Annotated in this window: 10 protein-coding genes; 3 read left to right on the top strand and 7 right to left on the bottom strand. The window is 58.5% G+C overall.

Annotated features, from left to right (window positions below):
• Window positions 1-24: 24 nt before the first annotated feature.
• Window positions 25-1,431, bottom strand: coding sequence for a purine-cytosine permease family protein (locus tag ACTJK9_RS03545; protein WP_440812159.1), 1,407 nt, complete (start codon window positions 1,429-1,431; stop codon window positions 25-27).
• 324 nt (window positions 1,432-1,755) lie between these two features.
• On the opposite strand from ACTJK9_RS03545, the gene ACTJK9_RS03540 reads away from it, so the two are divergent.
• Together ACTJK9_RS03540 and ACTJK9_RS03535 are read left to right on the top strand one after the other, a co-directional pair.
• Window positions 1,756-2,241 (top strand): flavin reductase family protein, encoded by a 486-nt coding sequence (locus ACTJK9_RS03540; protein ID WP_007950450.1) that lies wholly within the window; start codon window positions 1,756-1,758, stop codon window positions 2,239-2,241.
• Between the two features lie 68 nt (window positions 2,242-2,309).
• Complete coding sequence (locus ACTJK9_RS03535; protein WP_440812156.1) at window positions 2,310-3,353, top strand: LLM class flavin-dependent oxidoreductase; 1,044 nt, start codon at window positions 2,310-2,312, stop codon at window positions 3,351-3,353.
• Between the two features lie 59 nt (window positions 3,354-3,412).
• On the opposite strand, the gene ACTJK9_RS03530 is transcribed toward ACTJK9_RS03535, so the two are convergent.
• From ACTJK9_RS03530 to ACTJK9_RS03505, 6 genes are all read right to left on the bottom strand, one after another.
• Window positions 3,413-3,889, bottom strand: coding sequence for a hypothetical protein (locus ACTJK9_RS03530; protein ID WP_256575400.1), 477 nt, complete (start codon window positions 3,887-3,889; stop codon window positions 3,413-3,415).
• Window positions 3,890-3,973: 84 nt separating this feature from the next.
• Window positions 3,974-4,252 carry a hypothetical protein gene (locus ACTJK9_RS03525; protein WP_440812152.1) on the bottom strand — a complete coding sequence of 93 codons (279 nt, stop codon included), beginning with the start codon at window positions 4,250-4,252 and terminating at the stop codon, window positions 3,974-3,976.
• A gap of 344 nt (window positions 4,253-4,596) precedes the next feature.
• Complete coding sequence (locus ACTJK9_RS03520; RefSeq protein WP_085610566.1) at window positions 4,597-5,040, bottom strand: hypothetical protein; 444 nt, start codon at window positions 5,038-5,040, stop codon at window positions 4,597-4,599.
• A 3-nt stretch (window positions 5,041-5,043) separates the two neighbouring features.
• Window positions 5,044-15,759: a hemagglutinin repeat-containing protein gene (locus ACTJK9_RS03515; RefSeq protein ID WP_440812150.1), complete on the bottom strand. Its 10,716-nt coding sequence runs from the start codon at window positions 15,757-15,759 to the stop codon at window positions 5,044-5,046.
• A gap of 24 nt (window positions 15,760-15,783) precedes the next feature.
• Window positions 15,784-17,490, bottom strand: coding sequence for a ShlB/FhaC/HecB family hemolysin secretion/activation protein (locus tag ACTJK9_RS03510; RefSeq protein WP_085610568.1), 1,707 nt, complete (start codon window positions 17,488-17,490; stop codon window positions 15,784-15,786).
• Between the two features lie 235 nt (window positions 17,491-17,725).
• Complete coding sequence (locus ACTJK9_RS03505) at window positions 17,726-18,175, bottom strand: winged helix-turn-helix transcriptional regulator (RefSeq protein WP_440812147.1); 450 nt, start codon at window positions 18,173-18,175, stop codon at window positions 17,726-17,728.
• Between the two features lie 184 nt (window positions 18,176-18,359).
• On the opposite strand from ACTJK9_RS03505, the gene ACTJK9_RS03500 reads away from it, so the two are divergent.
• A complete protein-coding gene (locus tag ACTJK9_RS03500; RefSeq protein WP_440812145.1) occupies window positions 18,360-19,178 on the top strand; it encodes an alpha/beta fold hydrolase in 819 nt (272 codons plus the stop codon).
• Window positions 19,179-19,436 lie beyond the last annotated feature (258 nt).

The raw sequence follows: 19,436 nt of genomic DNA, 5'->3' as shown, positions 1-19,436 counted from the left end.
ATTGTTTGGACAGCCAGCGAACGCTCAGTCGGTAAAACCCAACCGCGTCGCCCTGCTCTGCTGCGCCTGCCCGCGGGTCGCCAGGCAGTAATACAGCGGGCACGTCACGATCAGGCCGACCAGCCACGACAAGTCAGCGCCTTCCACCAGATTGGCGTACGGCCCGACATACAACGATGTGTTGGCGAACGGCAGCTGCACGATGATGCCGATGAAATAGGCGATGATCGCGTGCAGGTTGAAGCGTCCATAAATGCCGCCATCGGCGCGGAAGATCGAGGCGATGTCGTAACTGCCGCGCTTGATCAGGTAGAAGTCGATCAGGTTGATCGACGCCCATGGCACCAGCACCAGCAGCAACGCCAGAATCAGCCCGATGAACTCGGAAATGAAATCCGCCGACGCCCCCAGCGCCACCACGCAGCAGCCCGCCAGCACCACGCTCGACAAGATCATCCGCACCTTGATGCTCGGCGTCCACTGGCTGGCAAAGGTCTGGATTGAGGTGATGATCGACAGCACCGCACCATACAGATTCAGCGCGTTGTGGCTGATGATATTGAGCAGGAACAGCACCATCAGAATCGGCCCCAGCCAACCGGTGGACTGCTTGACCGCCGCCATCGCCTCAGTGCCTTCCGGCGTCGCCAGTACCGCCACCGCGCCGAAGGTGAACGACAGTATCGTGCCCAGCGTGGCGCCCAGATAAGTCGCGATAAATGGTCTGCCGATCCCGATGTCCGCCGGCAGGTAACGGGAATAGTCGGAGACGTACGGCGAAAAGCTGATCTGCCAGATGATGCCCAGCGACACTGTCGCCAGCCAACCGGAAAGGTTGAAGCTGCCACGGGTAAAGAAGTCCGCCGGCAACTCATGGGCAAAGATGTAGATGAACCCGGCCAGCAGCGCGCTGCCCATCACCCAGGTGCCGATGCGGTTGAGCGTGTGGATGAAGTTGTAGCCGATCACGCCGATGGCCGTGGCGCTCAGGGCACCGATCAGAATGCTCAACGGCGCCGGCACCGACGGCGCAATGCCGACGATGGACTTGCCGGCCAGCACGATGTTGGAAATGAAGAAGCCGATATAGATGATCGCTGCGAAGAACACGATTAAAAGCGCACCGTAACGCCCGAACTGACCGCGACTCTGCACCATCTGCGGAATGCCCATGCGCGGGCCTTGCGCCGACGCCAGGGCGATCACCACCCCGCCGATCATGTGCCCCAGCGCTATCGCCAGCAGCCCCCAGAACAGGTCGAGATGAAACACCTGAACCACCATGGCGCCGGTGACGATGGGCAGTGGCGCAATGTTGGTGCTGAACCATAGAGTGAAAAGGTCGCGGGCCTTCCCGTGGCGTTCCGCGAGTGGGACGTAGTCGACCGTGTGATTCTCGATCAACGGATCTTGCCGGGACATCTGGGACATAAAAATGAACTCGATTGGGTCTGTTCTTATCGTTGTATGAAGCCAAACCGGGAGCGCTTCGTGGCCGCTCCTCAGATGAAGACCATATTATGGTATTCCAAAATTTTCACAAGACTGATCCGCTCTTTACGACGGCATCTGATCCGGCATCCTCCCTGATAGCCAACGCTCGCGGCTAGAGAAAAGCCCCGTAAATGCTGAGTTTCCGACGGATGAACCACGTTTATCGTTTCACCAAAAAAGCGCTTGCAATCGACGTATTACGGTATACCATCAGACCCATAAACACATAAAAAACGCTTCACCGCACTCGAGGATTGACCAATGATCGATGCTGCCGTCTACAAACAAGTCATGGGCTCGTTCCCGTCCGGCGTCACTGTCATCACCACGCTTGATGACGACGGCCAGATCGTCGGCCTCACCGCCAGCGCCTTCAGTTCGCTGTCCATGGACCCGGCCCTGGTGCTGTTCTGCCCCAACTACAGTTCCGATTCCTACCCTGTCCTGATCAAGAACAAACGCTTCGCCATTCACGTGTTGTCCGGCGGTCAGCAAAGCGAAGCCTACGCGTTCGCCCGCAAAGGCAAGGACAAGGCGCAGGGCATCGAGTGGACGCTGAGCGAACTGGGCAACCCGATCCTGGCCAACGCGACAGCTATCATCGAATGTGAGCTGTGGCGCGAATACGAAGGCGGCGACCACGCGATCATGGTCGGTGCGGTGAAAAACCTCATCGTCCCTCAGCAAGACGCCGGCCCGCTGGTGTATTGCCACGGCAAGATGGGCGCCCTGCCCGCCTTCGCCTGATCCGCACGATTGCACTTAAACAGGCCGGCAAGCGACCGGCCGACTCCCAAGAGATTCGAGGTAGCGTCATGAAATTTTCCCTGTTCGTACACATGGAGCGCTGGGACGAAAGCGTCAGCCACCGTCAACTGTTCGAAGACCTGACCGAACTGACGTTGATGGCCGAGGCCGGCGGTTTCAGCACCGTGTGGATCGGCGAACACCACGCGATGGAATACACCATCTCGCCGAGCCCGATGCCGTTGCTGGCCTACCTCGCGGCCAAAACCACCACCATTCACCTGGGCGCCGGCACCATCATCGCGCCGTTCTGGCACCCGCTGCGGGTCGCCGGTGAATGCGCGTTGCTCGACGTGATCAGCAACGGCCGAATGGAAGTCGGCCTGGCACGTGGCGCCTACCAGGTGGAATTCGACCGCATGGCCGGCGGCATGCCCGCCTCCAGCGGTGGCCAGGCACTGCGGGAAATGGTTCCGGTAGTGCGCGCACTGTGGCAAGGCGACTACGCCCACAACGGCGAGATCTGGAAATTCCCCACCTCCACCAGCGTGCCGAAACCGATCCAGAAGCCGAACCCGCCGATGTGGATCGCCGCCCGCGACCCGGACTCGCACAACTTCGCCGTTGCCAACGGTTGCAACGTGATGGTCACGCCGCTGATGAAGGGCGACGAAGAAGTCCTCGATCTGAAGAACAAGTTCCAGACTGCGCTGGACAACAACCCCAATGTGCCGCGTCCACAATTGATGGTGCTGCGTCATACCCACGTGCACTCGGCGGATGACCCGGAAGGCTGGAAGGTGGGCGCGAAAGCCATCTCACGTTTCTATCGCACGTTCGATGCGTGGTTCGGCAACAAGGAAGTGCCGGTTAATGGTTTCCTCGCCCCGAGCCCGGAAGAGAAATTTGCTGGTCGTCCGGAGTTTGAGCTGGAGAGTCTGCACAAGACCGCCATGATCGGTACGCCGGAAGAGATCATTCCGCGGATCAAGTACTACCAGGAACTGGGGGTGGATGAGTTCAGTTTCTGGTGCGACAACAGCTTGCCGCATGCGGAGAAGAAGAAGTCGCTGGAGTTGTTTATCAAGCATGTGGTGCCGGCGTTCAGATAGACCTGCTACCCGGTATATGAAAACGCCCCGAAATGTTCGGGGCGTTTTCATTTGGGGGTTCAAGGCAACGATGGCTCTGCCGGAACAGGCAGAAAGAAACGCGCTGTCAGCCAGCATGTCGCCATTGCCGTGACGAACAGCACGAACATTCCGAACATCTCATCCGAAAAGGTCGCTCCCTTTACATCCGATACAACGGCCAGCACAAACGGTGTCACCCATAAAGTAGCCAACGCGGCACCCGACAGAGCAATCACTGAACAGGATCGGTCCGTCCGTTTGACCTTCATCAGTGCAATCACCATTGCGAACAGCAAAAACGGTACAAGAAATACCACCTCGGCGAGCAAGGGGCCGAGGAACGGCATCAACATTAACTCCCCTCCCACGACCTCGCCCATCAGCCGTGGGTTCATGGCCAGATGGAAGATCGTTGCAAGGGTCTTGATGATGCTTGCGATAAACCCTGGAACCAGTGGGCAGAGAAGAAAAGCCAGGAACACTTTCAGACGTGGGTATTTTTTTACTTCGCTCAAATCCTGGATCCTTTGCGCGCAAACCGGGACACACCACGTATCGAAATATCTCTGAACGTGGTCTGCCCTATTTACGTTTTGTATTCAGAAGAGAAAAAACACAAGCATGTACAAAAACATCGCTACTCCCGCCAGCACCGCTCGGTGCATTGGATCATCTTCAGGGCTCATTCCTCCCGGCCCAATCGTGACCCATCCATCGCGCAAGTAATTGTAGACCGCTTGACCAAACCATATCTGTCCCAAGACCATCGCAAAGAAACGCTCCTGGTCCCCGTTGAACCGTATAAAGCCAGCGACTAATGCGACCACCAGCAATGTCAGACCAATTACATGTTTGTACCGTTTGAGCTCTCCCAACATTTACTTGTCCTTAAAAAATCCAGCGTTCTGTCCGCAAGCTTATCCCAAGTATTGGCCATGCCGAGAGTATTCGAAGCCTTGCTGGCTACCTCCTTCGAGAAACCATTGGCGACAACAAATTTTTCGAAACCGGCACTTAGCGCTGTGCTCGTCAACGCCTTGTTAAAATCCTCAGGCCCCTTCAAATAGCATAAAAAGGGGACAGATTTATTAATCAAATAAATCTGTCCCCTTTCCGCTCAGTTTTCACAAAAAAACGGGACAAAAAAAAGGGACAGATTTATTAAATCAAATAAATCAGCGCCCTTTTAATTTCTTTTAATTTCTACCCGTTGTGATTCTTATTAAGACAATTGAAACGCCGAACGAACATATTCAGTGAGGCCGACCAAATCCTCGTACGCGGCCGGACCCAGTGCAGGTTCATGGATCGACAAATAGACGGCAGCAGTCAGATTTGCTTTCGAAGCACAATCACTTACTTCCCAGAGCCTGGCGGGGGCTATCATCCAGTTGGTTCCAGGCAAACCTTCGCGTGCATTACCAACAAGCGACCACGACATCTTTCCCTTGTAGCCCTCCACCGCACTCCGCAACTTTTCAATTTCACTCTCCCTGATATCTTTGAATCTGAACGCAATGAATGGAAGAAAAGCAGAATGATCCTCCCTCTGCATCTTACTGCCCACCATCACATCCGGATAACGCTGCCGATACTTACGCCACTCCAAATCGCCGATATCAGCAATAACATTCAAAAGGCGACCTTCATCATTCTCAATCTTCATAACTCAAAGACCTTTTAAATTATCTGAAATCTTAACACCCTCAGGATTCATTCCCTTGATGTGCTGTTCCCAATCACCTTTTGGAATCGGATTTGAAGACAGGCGCGGGTCGTATACATAGCGACCATCCGTATAAACCTGATGGTATATCTGATCCGCCTCAATCTTGCCATTCTCAAACAGCGTCAGTTTCCCGGGTTGGACTGGCCTAACCTCAATGATTTTTCCTTTTCCTTCGGCTGCGTCGAATAGTTTTATCGCTATTTCCGAACAGTCGACACTGTCGCACGCTACCATTTTTTTAATCAGAGGACTTTCCATCGCATCCACAACAGACTGAAGGGGCGGATGGTCGAGATTTACAGGTCTGAAAGGTCGGTCCATTCCTGGTGGAATGAACTCATCTGGCCCTTTTACCGGAGGCGGTGGCTCGACTTCCGACGGCTTGACACCGTCTTTCGGTGGCAGATCACCATCTTTGGGAACTGTCACGTCCACCTTTGGTGGGGTTACATCTGTTTTTGGCGGCACCACCGGCTTCTGCGGATCCAGTACCGGCACATCCGTATCCGGCAGCTTCTCCGAAAACTTCGTGATCTGCGTCTTGAGATGGTCGATCTTGACTGTCGATCCGACCTCTTTGATGGTCTTGACCGAGACGTCGATCCCCATACGCGACAGTTGCAGCGACGCATTCGCGGAACTGGTGCCGCCGCCGGCCATGAGCTGAACGATGAGCGCTACGGCCTGCCCCATTTGCCGGCCAACGTTCTCCGCGTTCTCGTCGCCGCCCACGGTGGCCGCTTCAAGGATTTGCGAAAGTTGCGATTTGAAGGCATCAGCAACGCTTTTACCAAGGATGTTCACCGCCTCATCGGAGGCAAGGAACTCGTTCATGGCGTGAAAGCTTTCCACCGGGTCACGCAGGAGATTCACTGCACTGTCCAGCGCGCCGAGTCCCGCACCTGCCATGCCGTCCGTGAAGCCTTTCATGACGCCGGAAGCTGTCAGCAGATCCTGCCGGGCCGAGATGTACCCCCACTTTGCAATGATCGCCAGCTTCTTGGCCAGATTGGGCTCTGCGTCAACTTCCTTCATGGCCTGGACGTACTGCTGTGTCGCAAGCCAGTTGTTGTCGATGTTTGCGGTGGCCGCGTTATTCGCTGTTGCCGCGCCGTTCGGATTGCTCATGGCCGCAATCCCGGTCACGAGGCTGGTGATGATGTTACGTTTGGCTTCGCGTTCTATCGCGGTTTCGTTCGGGTCGGAATCCGCAAACAGGCCGGCCAGCACACTGGACGCCGAACCACCCAAGGCACCCGCCGAACAGCTTTGATTGCTGGCGGCAGCACCTGCGCAGCCAAGAATCGCATGTAAGGCAGCGTGCTCCGGACTGCCCTCTTTCAGGCCTTTTTTCACCAGGTCGCCGATATACGACGAGCCTTGCTGCTGGACGTAGTTGACGACCATGTTTTGCGCGAATTGCGCGCTGCTGCCGGTTACGCCACCGCTGATGCCGGCAACCAGAGCCGTTGCGATCTGTCGGTATGTTCCGCCTGCGCCCCAGTTGTCGCCAACCTCTTTTATCTGCTGTTGAAGTTGCAGATAGTTTTCGTGGTGTGCCAGCCGATCCTTTTCAGACAGATTCGGATTTCGCGCAGCCGCGTACTCAAGATCAGCCTGTTTCTTCTTGTCATCGATTTCACGCGCGCGGTTCTCGATGAACTGCGAAACGTTCTGCACAAACTTGCCGACAATCTCGAAATCAACACCAATTTCCTGGGCATCGAAAATCGGCTTGAGTTTATTGCTGCCGTCACGCTCGCTGGAAACATCGGTGTTGATCGCAGCGATGGCTTGTTCGGCTGTTTGCCCGGTCAGTTCCTGTTGCTTTGTACTGTTGGTGATAGTGACGGCCGCGCCGCTGATGCCGCTGTAAGTGGTGCTGCTGGAGTTGCCGCTGGCGAACAGGACGACCGGCGTAGTTGCACTGACGCCATCCTTGCTGGCGACGACAGGCCCGCCCCTGTTGGCCGTTGCGCTGGCATTGCCATTGGCATCACGCCCCATGTCGGCGCCATATCCCCCACTGAGGTTGATGCTGCTGGCATCGTACTCAGCCTTGTTCTTGACGTCCGACGTCGTGAGCGTGCCGGTGCTCAACGTGTTTTTACCGTCAGCCACCGCTTTGTCGGTACTGGCGATGATCGCCCCGACGAGGTCGGTGTTGCCCTTGACCTCGACCTGGAAGCCACCATTACCCGCCTTGATGCCCGACTGCTCGGAAACACTGGCGTACTCGCTTTGCATGTGCTGCTGGGCGATACCGCCGCTGACGCTGCTGTTGCCGACGCAGAACGGAGGCACGCAGACACTCAGGCCGACGTTGGCGCTTGATTGCTTGGAGGTGTAGGTACTGGTGTCTTGCAGGCTCTCGATATTGAGATCGCCGCCCACGTTGACCTTGACCGTTTCGCCGCTGGCGGTGGCGCCCTTGATGTTGGTGTCGCCACCACTTTTCAGGCTCAGCGTGCCGCCGGACTTGACCGAGGTGTTGGTGTGCGTGACGTCGTCACCATCAGTGGTCCCTCGCCCCTTGTTGGCGGCGAGCTCAAGGGTAAAGCCGTTTTGTTCGCCGAAGCCGAAACCGATCCCGGCGCTCCAGCCACTGTTGCTGTTAGTGCTTTCCTGATGCGCGGTGTTCTGCGCGGACAGAAGATTGATTGCACCATCGGCATTCAGCGAAACATCGCCACCGCCTTCAATGCGGCTACCGACCACATTGATGTTGCTGTCGGCACCGGCACCCTTGGCGACGATGTTGATGTTGCCACCCGCAATCACGCCGCTGCCGACGACATTGCTGCCGCTCTGGCTGCTGTTCATTTGGCTTTGGCTATTACTGAGGTTGACGCTGACTTTCACGCCCGTCCGTGGGTCTTGCGTCATTGACTTGCCAGCGTCCATCGCCTGATCGGCACTCATTGCCGCGTTCACGGCGGCGAGTGCAAGCATTCGTCCATCGGTGGTTTTTTCGGCGGCTTCGCCCATCTGCTGGATACCACGCAACGCATCAAGCAGTGGAATGCTCACCGTGCCCCCCACGGCAGTACGACTGGTGCTGGCGGTTTTGGTGGAGCTGAGAGTGTCGTAACCCTCGCCGATGTCCACGTGTTTGGCCGTGATGCCAATATCGCCGACCGGGGTCACCAATTGGCTGGCTGTCTGGGTGTAATGATCCCCGGCTGTCAGCAGGATGTTGCCGCCAAGCGACGCAATCTGACTGCCCGACTGGCGAGTCGTGGTGCTCTGATCCGACTCCTTGGTCTTGACGATCCCGGTCGCGCCCTGCCACCAGGAACCGATCTCGCCCACCTTCTTGTTGCCTGAAGAGGAACTGGCAGTCGTGGTGTTTTCAGCGCTGATGACTTCCAGGTTTCTCCCGGCATTGATACCGATGTTCTTGTCGGCCACCAGCGTACTGCCTTCAACGACCGTGTCCCGACCGCTCTTGATCTGCAGGCTGCCGGCGCTGATATCGCTGCCGATGCTCTCGGTGGACGTCTGTTGACCCTGTTGTGACTTCTGCGTGTTGGACAGCAGTCCGGTGATCGTCGCCCCGGTTTTGCTAGAGCTCTGCGACTGACTGGAGGTTTGTGTTTCCTGGGCGGCGCCAATGAATACGTCATTGGCGGCTGTCAGCTTGATCTCATCAGCCGCACGCAACGAAGCCGCTTTCAACGTAATGTCATTGTCGGCTTTGAGCTCCATGCTCTTGGCAACCCACTCGGTGCTGTTCAAGCGGGTTTGAGTGGCCTCGGCACTATTGGATTTGCTGGATTTCCAGTTCTTCTTCGAAGAGGCACTGGCCTGGCTGGCATAGTCCTCGGCTACATCGAGGTTGATGTCATGGCCGGCAGTGGCCAGCAGTGTTCCATCGGCTCTGACTTTGGCCCCTTGTGCATTGATGTCTTGACCCGCAGACATCACCAGTTTGCTTCCCGACTCGATACTCGAACTGACCGACGTGATGCTTTCGCTCTCGGTCATCACGGACTTTTTCTTGCCGAAGTCGCCCTTCTTCGTCTTGGTATAGAACGAGTGATCGAGGTTGTCAGCGGTCAGCAGGTTCAGGTCGTCGCCGGCATAAACAAAAGCCTCGCCACCCGACTTGACATGGCTGGCGATCAGGTTGAGATCCTTGTCGGCATTGAGCGTCAGGCTTCCACCTGCCTTGATCACACTCGATTGCTGGGCGACGTGATCCTCCTCCGCACGGAACTTCTTGTTCCAGCCGCTGGCATGGGATTCGTCAGCCGCCGAGCTGATCGTCAGGTCGCCTTTGGCATTGATATCGACATTGCCTTTGGCCTCGACATTACTCGCCACAACGCTGACGTCACGCTGGGCCGTAACCTTGAGTGTGCCGCCGACGTTGACGTCCGAGCCATGCTGCTTGACCGTCGAATACTGATAGTTGGTATTGCTGCGATCAGTCGTCTGCTCGGTCGAGTCGATGTGTACATCGCGCCCGGCCGTCAGCGTGGTATCGCCACCACTTTTCAGCACACTGCCACTGTTGTTGATGTCCCGACCGGCGCCAATAACCAGTGCGTTCGCCGCTTCGATCCGCGCCGCGTTATCGACGAAGTCGGTTTCTTCGCTGAGCCGGCCGTCACTGCTGCGGTGGGTGGTCACGGTGCGTTCGTTGATCACGTCGCCGCGTTCGGCGGTGAGCGTGACATCGCGACCGGAAATGATCCCCCCGGCCTTGTTCGTCAGGTTGTCGGTCGCCGTCAGCTTCAAGAGGTTGCCGGCCTCGACCAGACCACTGCTCACCAGATCCTTTTTGGCCGTGGCATCGAGGTTTTGGCTGGCGCGCAACGTGCCGGAGTTTTCAAGGTTTTCACCGGCAATCAGCGTGACGTCCTTGCCCTGGATCAACGAGCCCGTGGCCGCAAGGCGATTATTGGCGTTGGCCAGGTACAGCACCGGCACCAGGACTTTTTCGCCGTTCACTTCACGCTCTTCGAGCCAGACGATGTCGTGCGTCAACGCCGCGACCTGCTGCGCACTGAGACTGACGCCCACACTCAGGTTCAACGTGTTCTTGCTGGCGATGGCGTTGTCCATCAGGTACTTGAAGACCCCCTCGTCGGAGGTCTGACCGTCGATGAAGCGCTGCCCCGTCCGGGCGACGACAGCCTGCTGGACCAGTTTCTGTTCGAACAGGCCATCACCCAGGCGCTTGGCGCTCTGATCGGCGTCGTAGCCCAGGCCCTGGAGCAGGTAATCCGAACTCATGAACTGCTTGAGGTCAGTGAGCACCGAATTGGTTTCGATCAGGTATTTGTGCGGCTGGGATTTGCCGGCGTTGCTTGGCAGACCCTGTACGCGGTTTACGGTCACCGGTGTGGTCGACACGCCGCCGGTGACTTTGCCGCCGCTGAGCGTCCAGCTTTGCGGGCCGGTAGTGGCCGGCGCGCTGCCACCCTCCTGGCTCAGACGGAAAAGTCCGTTCTGACCTGTCGGCAGGCTGAAGCCCGGCAAGTCGATCGGGCTGACCTGTTGCTGGGCCAGATCCGGGGGCAGTTGCGGATTGATCTTGACCACGGTGGAGTAGCCGTTGCCAACGCCGGTATCGGTATTGGTCTTGCCCGCCGCGACGTAGCTGTAATAAGGCCGTACCACGCTGTTGTCGATGGTCTGAGCCGCATCCAGTCGGATGTTGCCGCCGGCCTGTATCACCGCGTCGTAGGAGCTGCCCGAACCCGTGACGGTGGAAACGCTTTCGGTCAGCTTGCCACCGCCCAGAAGGCTGATGAAATGGCTCAAATCCGCTTCGACGGTGGCCGAAGGCGTGCCGCCGTTCTTGTCGTTGAAGGCTTTGGCGGCGGGCTCGGCGGCGAAGATCTGGTCAACGTAGTTCCAGTAAGTTCGCTTGGTGATGATCTCCTGCTCTTGCAGGCCTTTGTTGGTGATGGTGCCGGCAGTCACATTGATATTGCCGGTGGCCGCGATGGTGCTGCTGGCGTTGTTCAGCGCCTGAGCGTTGATCGACATATTGCCGCCGCTGGTCAGGCTCGCGGCAGCACTGCTGTTGTCGACTTTCAGTCGATCGGTTTCGGCGATCTCCCAATGCCCGTTGCGTCGGCCGCCACTGCGAAAATCACACCCGGCAATCGGGATCAGGTTGCAGTCGATTTGCGTGATGACTACCGAGCTCTTTTCATGTGCCGTGTACTCGAGAATGTCCCTTACGTTGTTCACGGTCAGGGCATTGATGGTCAGGTCCTGCGCGCTGTAGATCTCACCAGAACGGTTGTCCAGCAAGTCTGCCTTGCCGCTGTCGCGATCCCGGCCGATGTGCACATTGCTCAGACCGTACACGTTGCCGTAGGCATTGGTGAAACTGGACAACAGCAGACGCATGTCACCGCCACTGGTGATCAGGCCTCTGTCGTTCAGGAGTGCGCCAGTGGTCAGGGTCAGGTCTTTGCCGGCGCCGAGGGTGCCGTAGTTGTTGACGGTGGCGGCAGTGAGGGTCAGATCGCCGCTGGATGTCAGCCGCCCCTGATTGCTCAACAGGCCGTTAATATTGACCGTGGTGTTGCCGCCACCGCCAATGCTGGTCCCGGCACCGAGGGTCAGTTGACTGCTCTTGAGCGTCAGGTCGCCAAGGCTGCTGGTGCGACCGTTGCCGGAATAGTTGCCCCACAAGGTCAGATCCAGCGATCCGTCACTGGCGATCAACCCGTCGTTGTTCCAGTAACCTCCGCTACCTGTCAGCTTGCTGGCCGCCAGCAATTGACCACTTGCGGTCTGGTTGAGGTTGTTGATGTTGACGGTCAGGCGGTCGGCCTGGATCACGCTGGCGTTGGTCCAGCTATCCGCCGCCAGCGTCAGGGCTCCACGCGTGACGAAGCTGCCGCCGGCGCTACCGAGTTGAGCGGTGGCAATGTCGAAAATCCCGCTCCCGACATGCAGCACGTTACCGCCCGCGTTCAACAATCCACCCGCCCCAAGGCTGAAGTCACTGTTGGCGCTTTCAACGGCGCCGTTGCGGTTGTCGAACAGTCCGCCGACGGTGAACGCGGTTTTGCCGGTGTTGCCCAGTGCGCGCAACTGACCGGTCTGGTTATCGACGCTGGCGGCGCCGACGCTCAGGGTGCTGGCGCTTTCGATGATGCCTTTGCGGTTGTTCAGGGCGCCGCGCAGGCTGAGATCGATTTGTTGGCCCGCGATCTGGCCACCCGTGTCGCCACTATTATCGAAATCCCTGCCGGTGACGCTGACGCGCTGCCTGGCGACCAGCACACCGTTGCGGTTGATGAAATTGCCGGTGTTGCCCAGATCAAGGGTCGTGTCACCGCTTTGCGCAGCGATCCGTCCGCTCTCGTTGTCGAGACCGGCCAGGGCCTTGAGTGTGACATGCTGAGCCTGGATCACCCCTCCCTGCCCATTGCGCAACAAGCCGCCGATCTGTGCAGTGAAAGCGCTTTTGAGGCTGGACAGCACACCGCCGCGGCTGTCGAGACTGGCGGCAGTGACGTCGAGGTTGCCGGACTTGGCAACGAGTCGACCCTTCTGGTTATCGATCGCACCACCGACCTTGACGGTAAGTGCGCCTTCGCTTTGCAGCGATCCCCCGGCGTTGTCGAGGCTGGCGGCGTTCAGTTGCAGATCGGCCGCATCGCTGTAGATCAGGCCGCCACTGTTTTGCACCGCACCACTGGCAGTGAGCGTGAGGTTATCGTTTGCAGCTACGGTTCCGCCATTACGGTTGTCGAGACCGCCGGTCGACAGACTGAGCAGTTTCTGGCTCACCAGTTTGCCGCCCTGGTTATTGATCTGCGCGGCACGGGTGATCGCCAGCGGGCCGGCTGCAACCACCTGACCTTTGGTATTGATCAGCGTGCCAAGCAGGTCGAGATTGACAGCCGCATCACTGGCCAGAACGCCTTCGGTATTATCCAGGTCAGTGCCGATGAAACGGATGTCCTGCTTGGCGTTGATGGTCGCCTTGGTGTTGTCCAGGCGTTTGGCTGTAATGCCCAGATCGGCACCACTGTCGATCAGACCACCCTGTGCGTTGTTCAAAGTGCCGGTGAGGGTCAGGGTTTGCGCGCTCTCACTGGAAAGAACGCCGCTGTCCGAGTTGTCTAGACTGCCTGCATTGACTTTCAAGGCGCCTTTACTGACCAGCGCGCCGGTGTTGCTGTTACGGATATCGCCCGTGAGATCCACCAGCAGGTCGCCGTCACGGCTGGACAGGGTGCCGTGGTTACGGTTGTCCAGGCTGCCGCCGAGCAGGCTCAAGCCCTGCCAGCCGGAAATCAGGCCGTTGAGATTGCGTGTACTCTCTGCGTTCAAATCCAGCCGCTGACGGCTGAAAAGTTTGCCGTCGCTGTTGTCCATGTTGCGTGCGGCAAGCGTGTAGCTGAGGTCGCTGGAAAACTCGCCACCCTGGTTGTTCAGATCCCGCAGGTGGCTGATGCTTAACTGTCCCTTGGTGGTAATCAGTCCCTTGCTGTTGTCGAGATCGCCCATCGCACCGCTGAAATCAATGGCAATGGCACTGCCGAGCAGCGAACCGCCATTCTGGTTGTTCACGCTCGCAGCGGTAATGTCGAGTACCCGAGTGGCGTTGATCAGGCCCCTGTCCTGATTGTCCAGACGGCCGTCAGCCCGCAGACTCAGATCTGCGCGACTGGTGAATGTGCCGCCGTTATTGTTCAGGCTGCCGGTTTGAGCATCAATGCCGGCAGCAGCGATGAGCCCCTTGATATTGGTCAACGCCTGTTGCACATGCAGTGTCAGGGCTTGATTGCCGAGCAGTTTCCCGTTGCTGTTGTCCAGGCTTGCAGCCGCCAGTGTGAAGGCCTGGGCGCTGGAAATTTCGCCGTTACGGTTATCAACCTGTCGCAGGTTTTTCAGTACCAGCAGCGGTGCGTTGATCAGGCCGTTCTGGTTATTCAAGTCGCCGTTGTTCAGATCCAGCATAAGTGACGTATCGCTGGTGAGTTGACCGCCGTCATGTTGATCAAGGCTGGCGGCATTCATCGCCAAAGCCTTGTTGCTGGCGATCCGCCCCTTGTTGCTGTTATCGACGTGTCCGGCCTTGAGCGAGAGGCCGTCGAGCGACGTCAGTCTGCCGTTCTGGTTGTTGATCGCGCCTGTGGCAGTGATGCTCAGCGCCCTGCCGGCATTTACCAGACCTGCCACGTTGTCCAGGCTCCCCATGCGCAGCGTCGCATCCTGCAGGCTCGACAGTTCGCCGCCACGGTTATTGAACTGGCCGATGGTTGCGTCGAGTGATCCGGTGCTGTTGATCAGGCCGCCGCCATTGAGCGCCTGGCCGACGTTGAGGCTGAGGGCGCCGGTGCTCAGCACCCGGCCCTTGTTCTGGTTGTCCAGTGTCGAAGCCGACACCCGAGTGTTCTGCGAGCTCAAAGTGCCGCCCTGGTTGTTCAGGGTTTGCCCCACGTTGACGGTGAGGTTGCGGCTGGCGAGTACACTTTTGTTGACGTTGCCGAGACTGCCGGCGCTGAGGTTTACATCACCCGCGTTGTTACGAGTGTTATCCGCATTGACACCGGCCTCGACGATGCCGTTGTTGGTCAGTTGCCCACCGGCGCTGAGGTTGATGCTGTCGCGAGCCGCAAGGGTCTGCTGGTTGGTCAGATTGCCCTGGGTTTGCACATTGGCACTGGTGCCGGCGTAGACCGGACCTTGCGCATCGAGGCTGGACGCCTTGATGTTGACGGCATTGGCCGCAGAAACCTGCGCCAGGGTCAGTTGCCCGTTGGCATCGATCCGGATATCACCGCCACTGGCCGCCAGGTTGCCCGCCAGCTTCACCCCGACACCGGCCTCGGTACCCACCAGTTTGATCGCCCCGGCGTACATCCCGCCGAGCGCGGACGAGTCGATCGCCAATTGCGGCCTGGAACTGCCATCGTCGGCTCGCTCCGTAGCATCGAGGGTTTGCGCGTTGACGTCGTTGCGACCGGCCACGATGGTCAGGTTCTGTGCCTGGATTTCAGCGTTGATTTTTGCGCTGCGGGTGATGATCTCGAAGCGGTCGACGTTACTGGCATTGAGCCCCGCACCTTCGATGGCGACGCTGCCCTGATCGACCTGAAAGCGGTCCAGCCGCCCCATGCCATCGATCACCGGCTTGCCGGTGGTCAGGGTCACCCGCGGTGAGTTGATGAACCCGCAACCGTTACAGGTGATGCCGTAAGGGTTGGCGACGATCACCCGCGCCGACTGCCCCGCGACTTCGGTGTAACCGCGCAACTGACTGGGATTGCCACTGATTACCTCGTTGAGAATCGCCTGGGCCGCCACCCGATTGGTCAGGTTGGGGTTGCCGACGATGATCCCGCCCAGTTGTGTCTGCCCGGTCTGCACCGCCACGTTGTTGAGGATGACGCCCTGCGCACCGACGTTGTAGTCATGGAACTGGTTGTGCGACAGGCCTACAGCGTTGGGTGTGGCGATGTTGACGATAGGCACGCCGTTGCCCGCCTGACCCAGGCTTGTGCCGGGATTGGCCACCACGATGCCGTCCGCCTGTGCCCACATCGGTTGCCAGAACATGACGTTGGCCAGCAGGAACGCCAGTCCGCGCTTGGGCATGCCCCAGAAGTGCTCGTGTTTTTCTACATCTGCAGATGACTGTCGAGCAATAAAGGCGTACTGACGAACGTCCATGTTGGTGGTCTCGGGTAAATGTAATTAGATGAAAAAATCCAGACGGAAGTAGATCGGTGCCTCGCGCTCGGTCAGTGCGTCCGGCCGCTCCAGGGAATGAGCGAAGGTCACGCTTGCCGCCACATGCTCGCCCCGGGCGAACAGCTCGAGCGAGTTGCTCGACATCCGCCCGTGCTGGTCGCCGTTGTAACGGTCGCCACGAATCACGCCCTGGTCGTAACCGAGGCTGGTGCCGTATTCGGCGAACACCGGGCGCAGCCATTCGGCACTCACCGGGCGCGACCAGCGCAGGTCGTTGCGCCAATAGCCGCCGCTGTCGCCAGACAGCGATTGATCCTTGTAGCCACGGATCGAAGACGACCCGCCGAGGCTGGTGCGTTGCGGGCTGAACAACACGTCCTCACTGCGCTGGCCGGTCATCAGGCTGCTAAAGCTGAAGGACTCGCCCCACACTTTGAATGGCTGCAGATAGCTCAGGGTCGCGGTGTACTTGCGATAGCGCGCGTCGGGCTCGCCGGGACCCGGATCGTGGCTGCCCTGAGCGTCGAATGCACCGATACCTTCCTGCATGCCGGCATCGAAGTTGACGAAGGCGCTGCCGATCCGTCGCCCGTGGTTGAAGCCGAACTGCGCTTCACTAATGCGGTTACTGCTCAGCTTGAGCTTGCTGTCTTCGATGAAATTGTTGGTGCGCAGATACGACAGACCGGCGCTGAGGGAGGTCTTGCTGACCGAGTCGCGATGGATCACCCGCTCGGCGCGCAACTGATGGTTCTCGCTGTCGCCGGTCTGCTTGAAGTTGTAGCCGTTGGCAGCGATCTGCGAGCGGTACTCACTCTGGCTGTAGGTGTAGCTGAAGTTCCACCAGCCCCACGGCAGGTTGTAGTTGAGCATGGCGTTGTTGGAGGTGTGCTGATGATCGGTCATTGCGTCATGACCGCCGCGCAGACTCAATTGGTCGGCCAGGCCCAGCGGGCTGTCCCAGTCGAATGTCGTGCCCCACTGCTGCTCACCGGTGCTGCGCTGACCGTCGTTGCTACGCGACAGCCCGGCGCGCCATGGTTTCTGCGGGGTGTTGGTGACCAGCACCTCACTGCCGCCGACGTTCTGGCCTGGCGACAGCTCCATCTTGGCCTGGTTGGAAGGGAGGCGATTGAGCTGATCGACCATCTGCTCGATCTCGCGCAGGTTCACCAGCTCACCGGCCTTGCCGGGAAACGCCATCGACAGCTCTCGCTCGGAAAGCTTGCTATTGTCGGCGCCTTTCAAGCCCTCGAGTTTGCCTTCGACCACCAGTACTTTGAGATGTCCACCGGACAGATCCTGCTGTGGCAGGTAAGCACGGCTGGTCACCCAACCCTTCTCGATGTAGTGATCGGTGATGACCTTCAGTACTTCATTCAGCTGAGGCACACCGAGACACTGGCCGATGTAGGGCTTGAGCAAACGGCTCTTGTCACTCTCCGACAGGCTGTCGGCGCCTTTGAGCTCGATGTCGTTGATCTGAAAGCAACGCGTGTCGGTGGGGGCTTCCGGCTGAGCCGGTTTGGCCTCTTTGCCAGGTAGATCCTTGAGCTCTTCGAGCCGGCGCTGCTGCTCTTCGAGCAGACGGTTCTGACGTTCGCGAATCAGGTCGGTTTCACCGGGGGTAGGTGCTGCAAGTGCGGTTTGGAGCGGAGAAAGGCATAGCAAAGCCAGGCACAACCTCGCCACGAGGGCGGGTGAGGACATGTTCGATCCCTCGAGACGGAAAGCGATATCAGAATAGTGGCACCATGTTAAAGAGCCACTATTCTGACGTCAATTTAAGGATTCACCGAAATAGTGTGGCCGACGAGCGGCATCGGTGAAATCGTCCGACTCCGACAGAGATGCAGGATGTTTCGTAGATCAACCAAGGAAAAACGGTCACCAAATCAGAGAACGTTCCGAAAACGAAATATCCGACAGACCCGCTCACTTCACCTCAGTACTCAACAGCCCGTTTCGTCGCCACATCGTCCGGTGCCAACAATCGACCATCGGCTGACCGCAACTCAAGCTTGCGAATCGGTTGCCCCTTCTGCGCATCCACCATCACCGACCCCGCCTCGCCCGGCTCGAACATGAACTCCCCACCCCACTGCGACAACGCAACGATCACGGTTTGCAAGGCCCGGCCCTTTTCAGTCAGCACGTACTCCTTGTAGGCGCTGCCGTCGGACGCCGGCACCAGGCGCAGGATGCCCCGCTCCACCAGCCCTTTGAGCCGCATGCTCAACATGTTCTTGGCGATTTCCAGGCTCTTCTCGAAATCGCTGAAACGACTGATGCCTTCCAGCGCGTCGCGGATGATCAGCAACGACCACCAGTCGCCGATCAGGTCCAGCGTCCGGGCAACCGGGCAGATGTTGCCCTCCAGGCTTTTGCGTTTCATTCAGCGCTCTCCAGCAAAACGGTCATCAAATCGTGGTTGCATCTTACAACTCTGGCGCCCGCGAGCGTCTACGCTGATCGGCTGGCGAAACTTAGCACCTGCGTACAAGTAGACCAGACGCTTAACCGCGATAGTCAGCGATGCCATCCCGGCAACCACACACGCCCCGACACAAGGAGTTTTCATGAGCACCTTCACGACCCAAGACGGCACCGAGATCTATTTCAAGGACTGGGGCAGCGGCAAGCCCGTGCTGTTCAGCCACGGCTGGCCGCTGGACGCCGACATGTGGGAATACCAGATGGAATACCTGAGCAGCCGCGGCTACCGCACCATCGCCTTCGACCGTCGTGGATTCGGGCGCTCCGAGCAGCCTTGGACCGGCTACGACTACGACACCTTCGCCGATGACATCGCGCAGTTGATCGAGCACCTCGACCTGCGTGACGTGACCCTGGTCGGCTTCTCCATGGGCGGCGGCGATGTCAGCCGCTACATCGCGCGTCACGGCAGCGAGCGTGTCGCCGGGCTGGTGTTGCTGGGCGCGGTAACGCCGCTGTTCGGCAAGAAACCGGACTTCGCCGAGGGCGTCGACAAGCCGGTATTCGACGGGATCAAGGCGGGTCTTTTGAAGGATCGCGCGCAGTTCATCGCTGACTTCAACACGCCGTTCTATGGCCTCGATAAAGGTCAGAAAGTTTCGGACGGCGTGCTGACACAAACCCTGAATATTGCGCTGCTGGCCTCGCTAAAAGGCACCGTGGATTGCGTCACTGCGTTCTCGGAAACCGACTTCCGCCCTGACATGGCGAAAATCGATGTACCGACCCTGGTAATCCATGGTGACGGCGACGTCATCGTGCCGTTCGAAACCACCGGCAAACGCGCCGCCGAGCAAATCAAGGGTGCCGAGCTGAAGGTTTACGCCGGTGCGCCGCACGGGTTTGCCGTGACCCATGCGCAGGCACTGAACGAAGACCTGCTGGCGTTCCTCAATCGTTGAATTTGATGTAATTCAAGCGCCAACTGAAAAGGGCCGTCGACACACCTGTCGACGGCCCTTTTTTTCGTTGTCCCGGATTCCGGTGCCAGGGCGAAGCCCCTTGATTACGGGCCTTTCAGGCCTCTGCATCACGTTTTTATCTTCACATGCCAGCTTAATAATATTTTACCGATAACCACCCCCTCCCTAGTCTGATCCCAAGCACAGAGAACAGGTCGACAGCGACCTGAATCCAACGGCCTCGTGAGAAGGGATCAG

It is taken from the genome of Pseudomonas sp. 22082, from assembly GCF_052046055.1.
In the GTDB taxonomy this organism is placed as follows: domain Bacteria; phylum Pseudomonadota; class Gammaproteobacteria; order Pseudomonadales; family Pseudomonadaceae; genus Aquipseudomonas; species Aquipseudomonas pharyngis.
The sequence above is the reverse complement of the archived record's forward strand: the minus strand, read 5'-3'. Positions and strand labels throughout refer to the sequence as shown.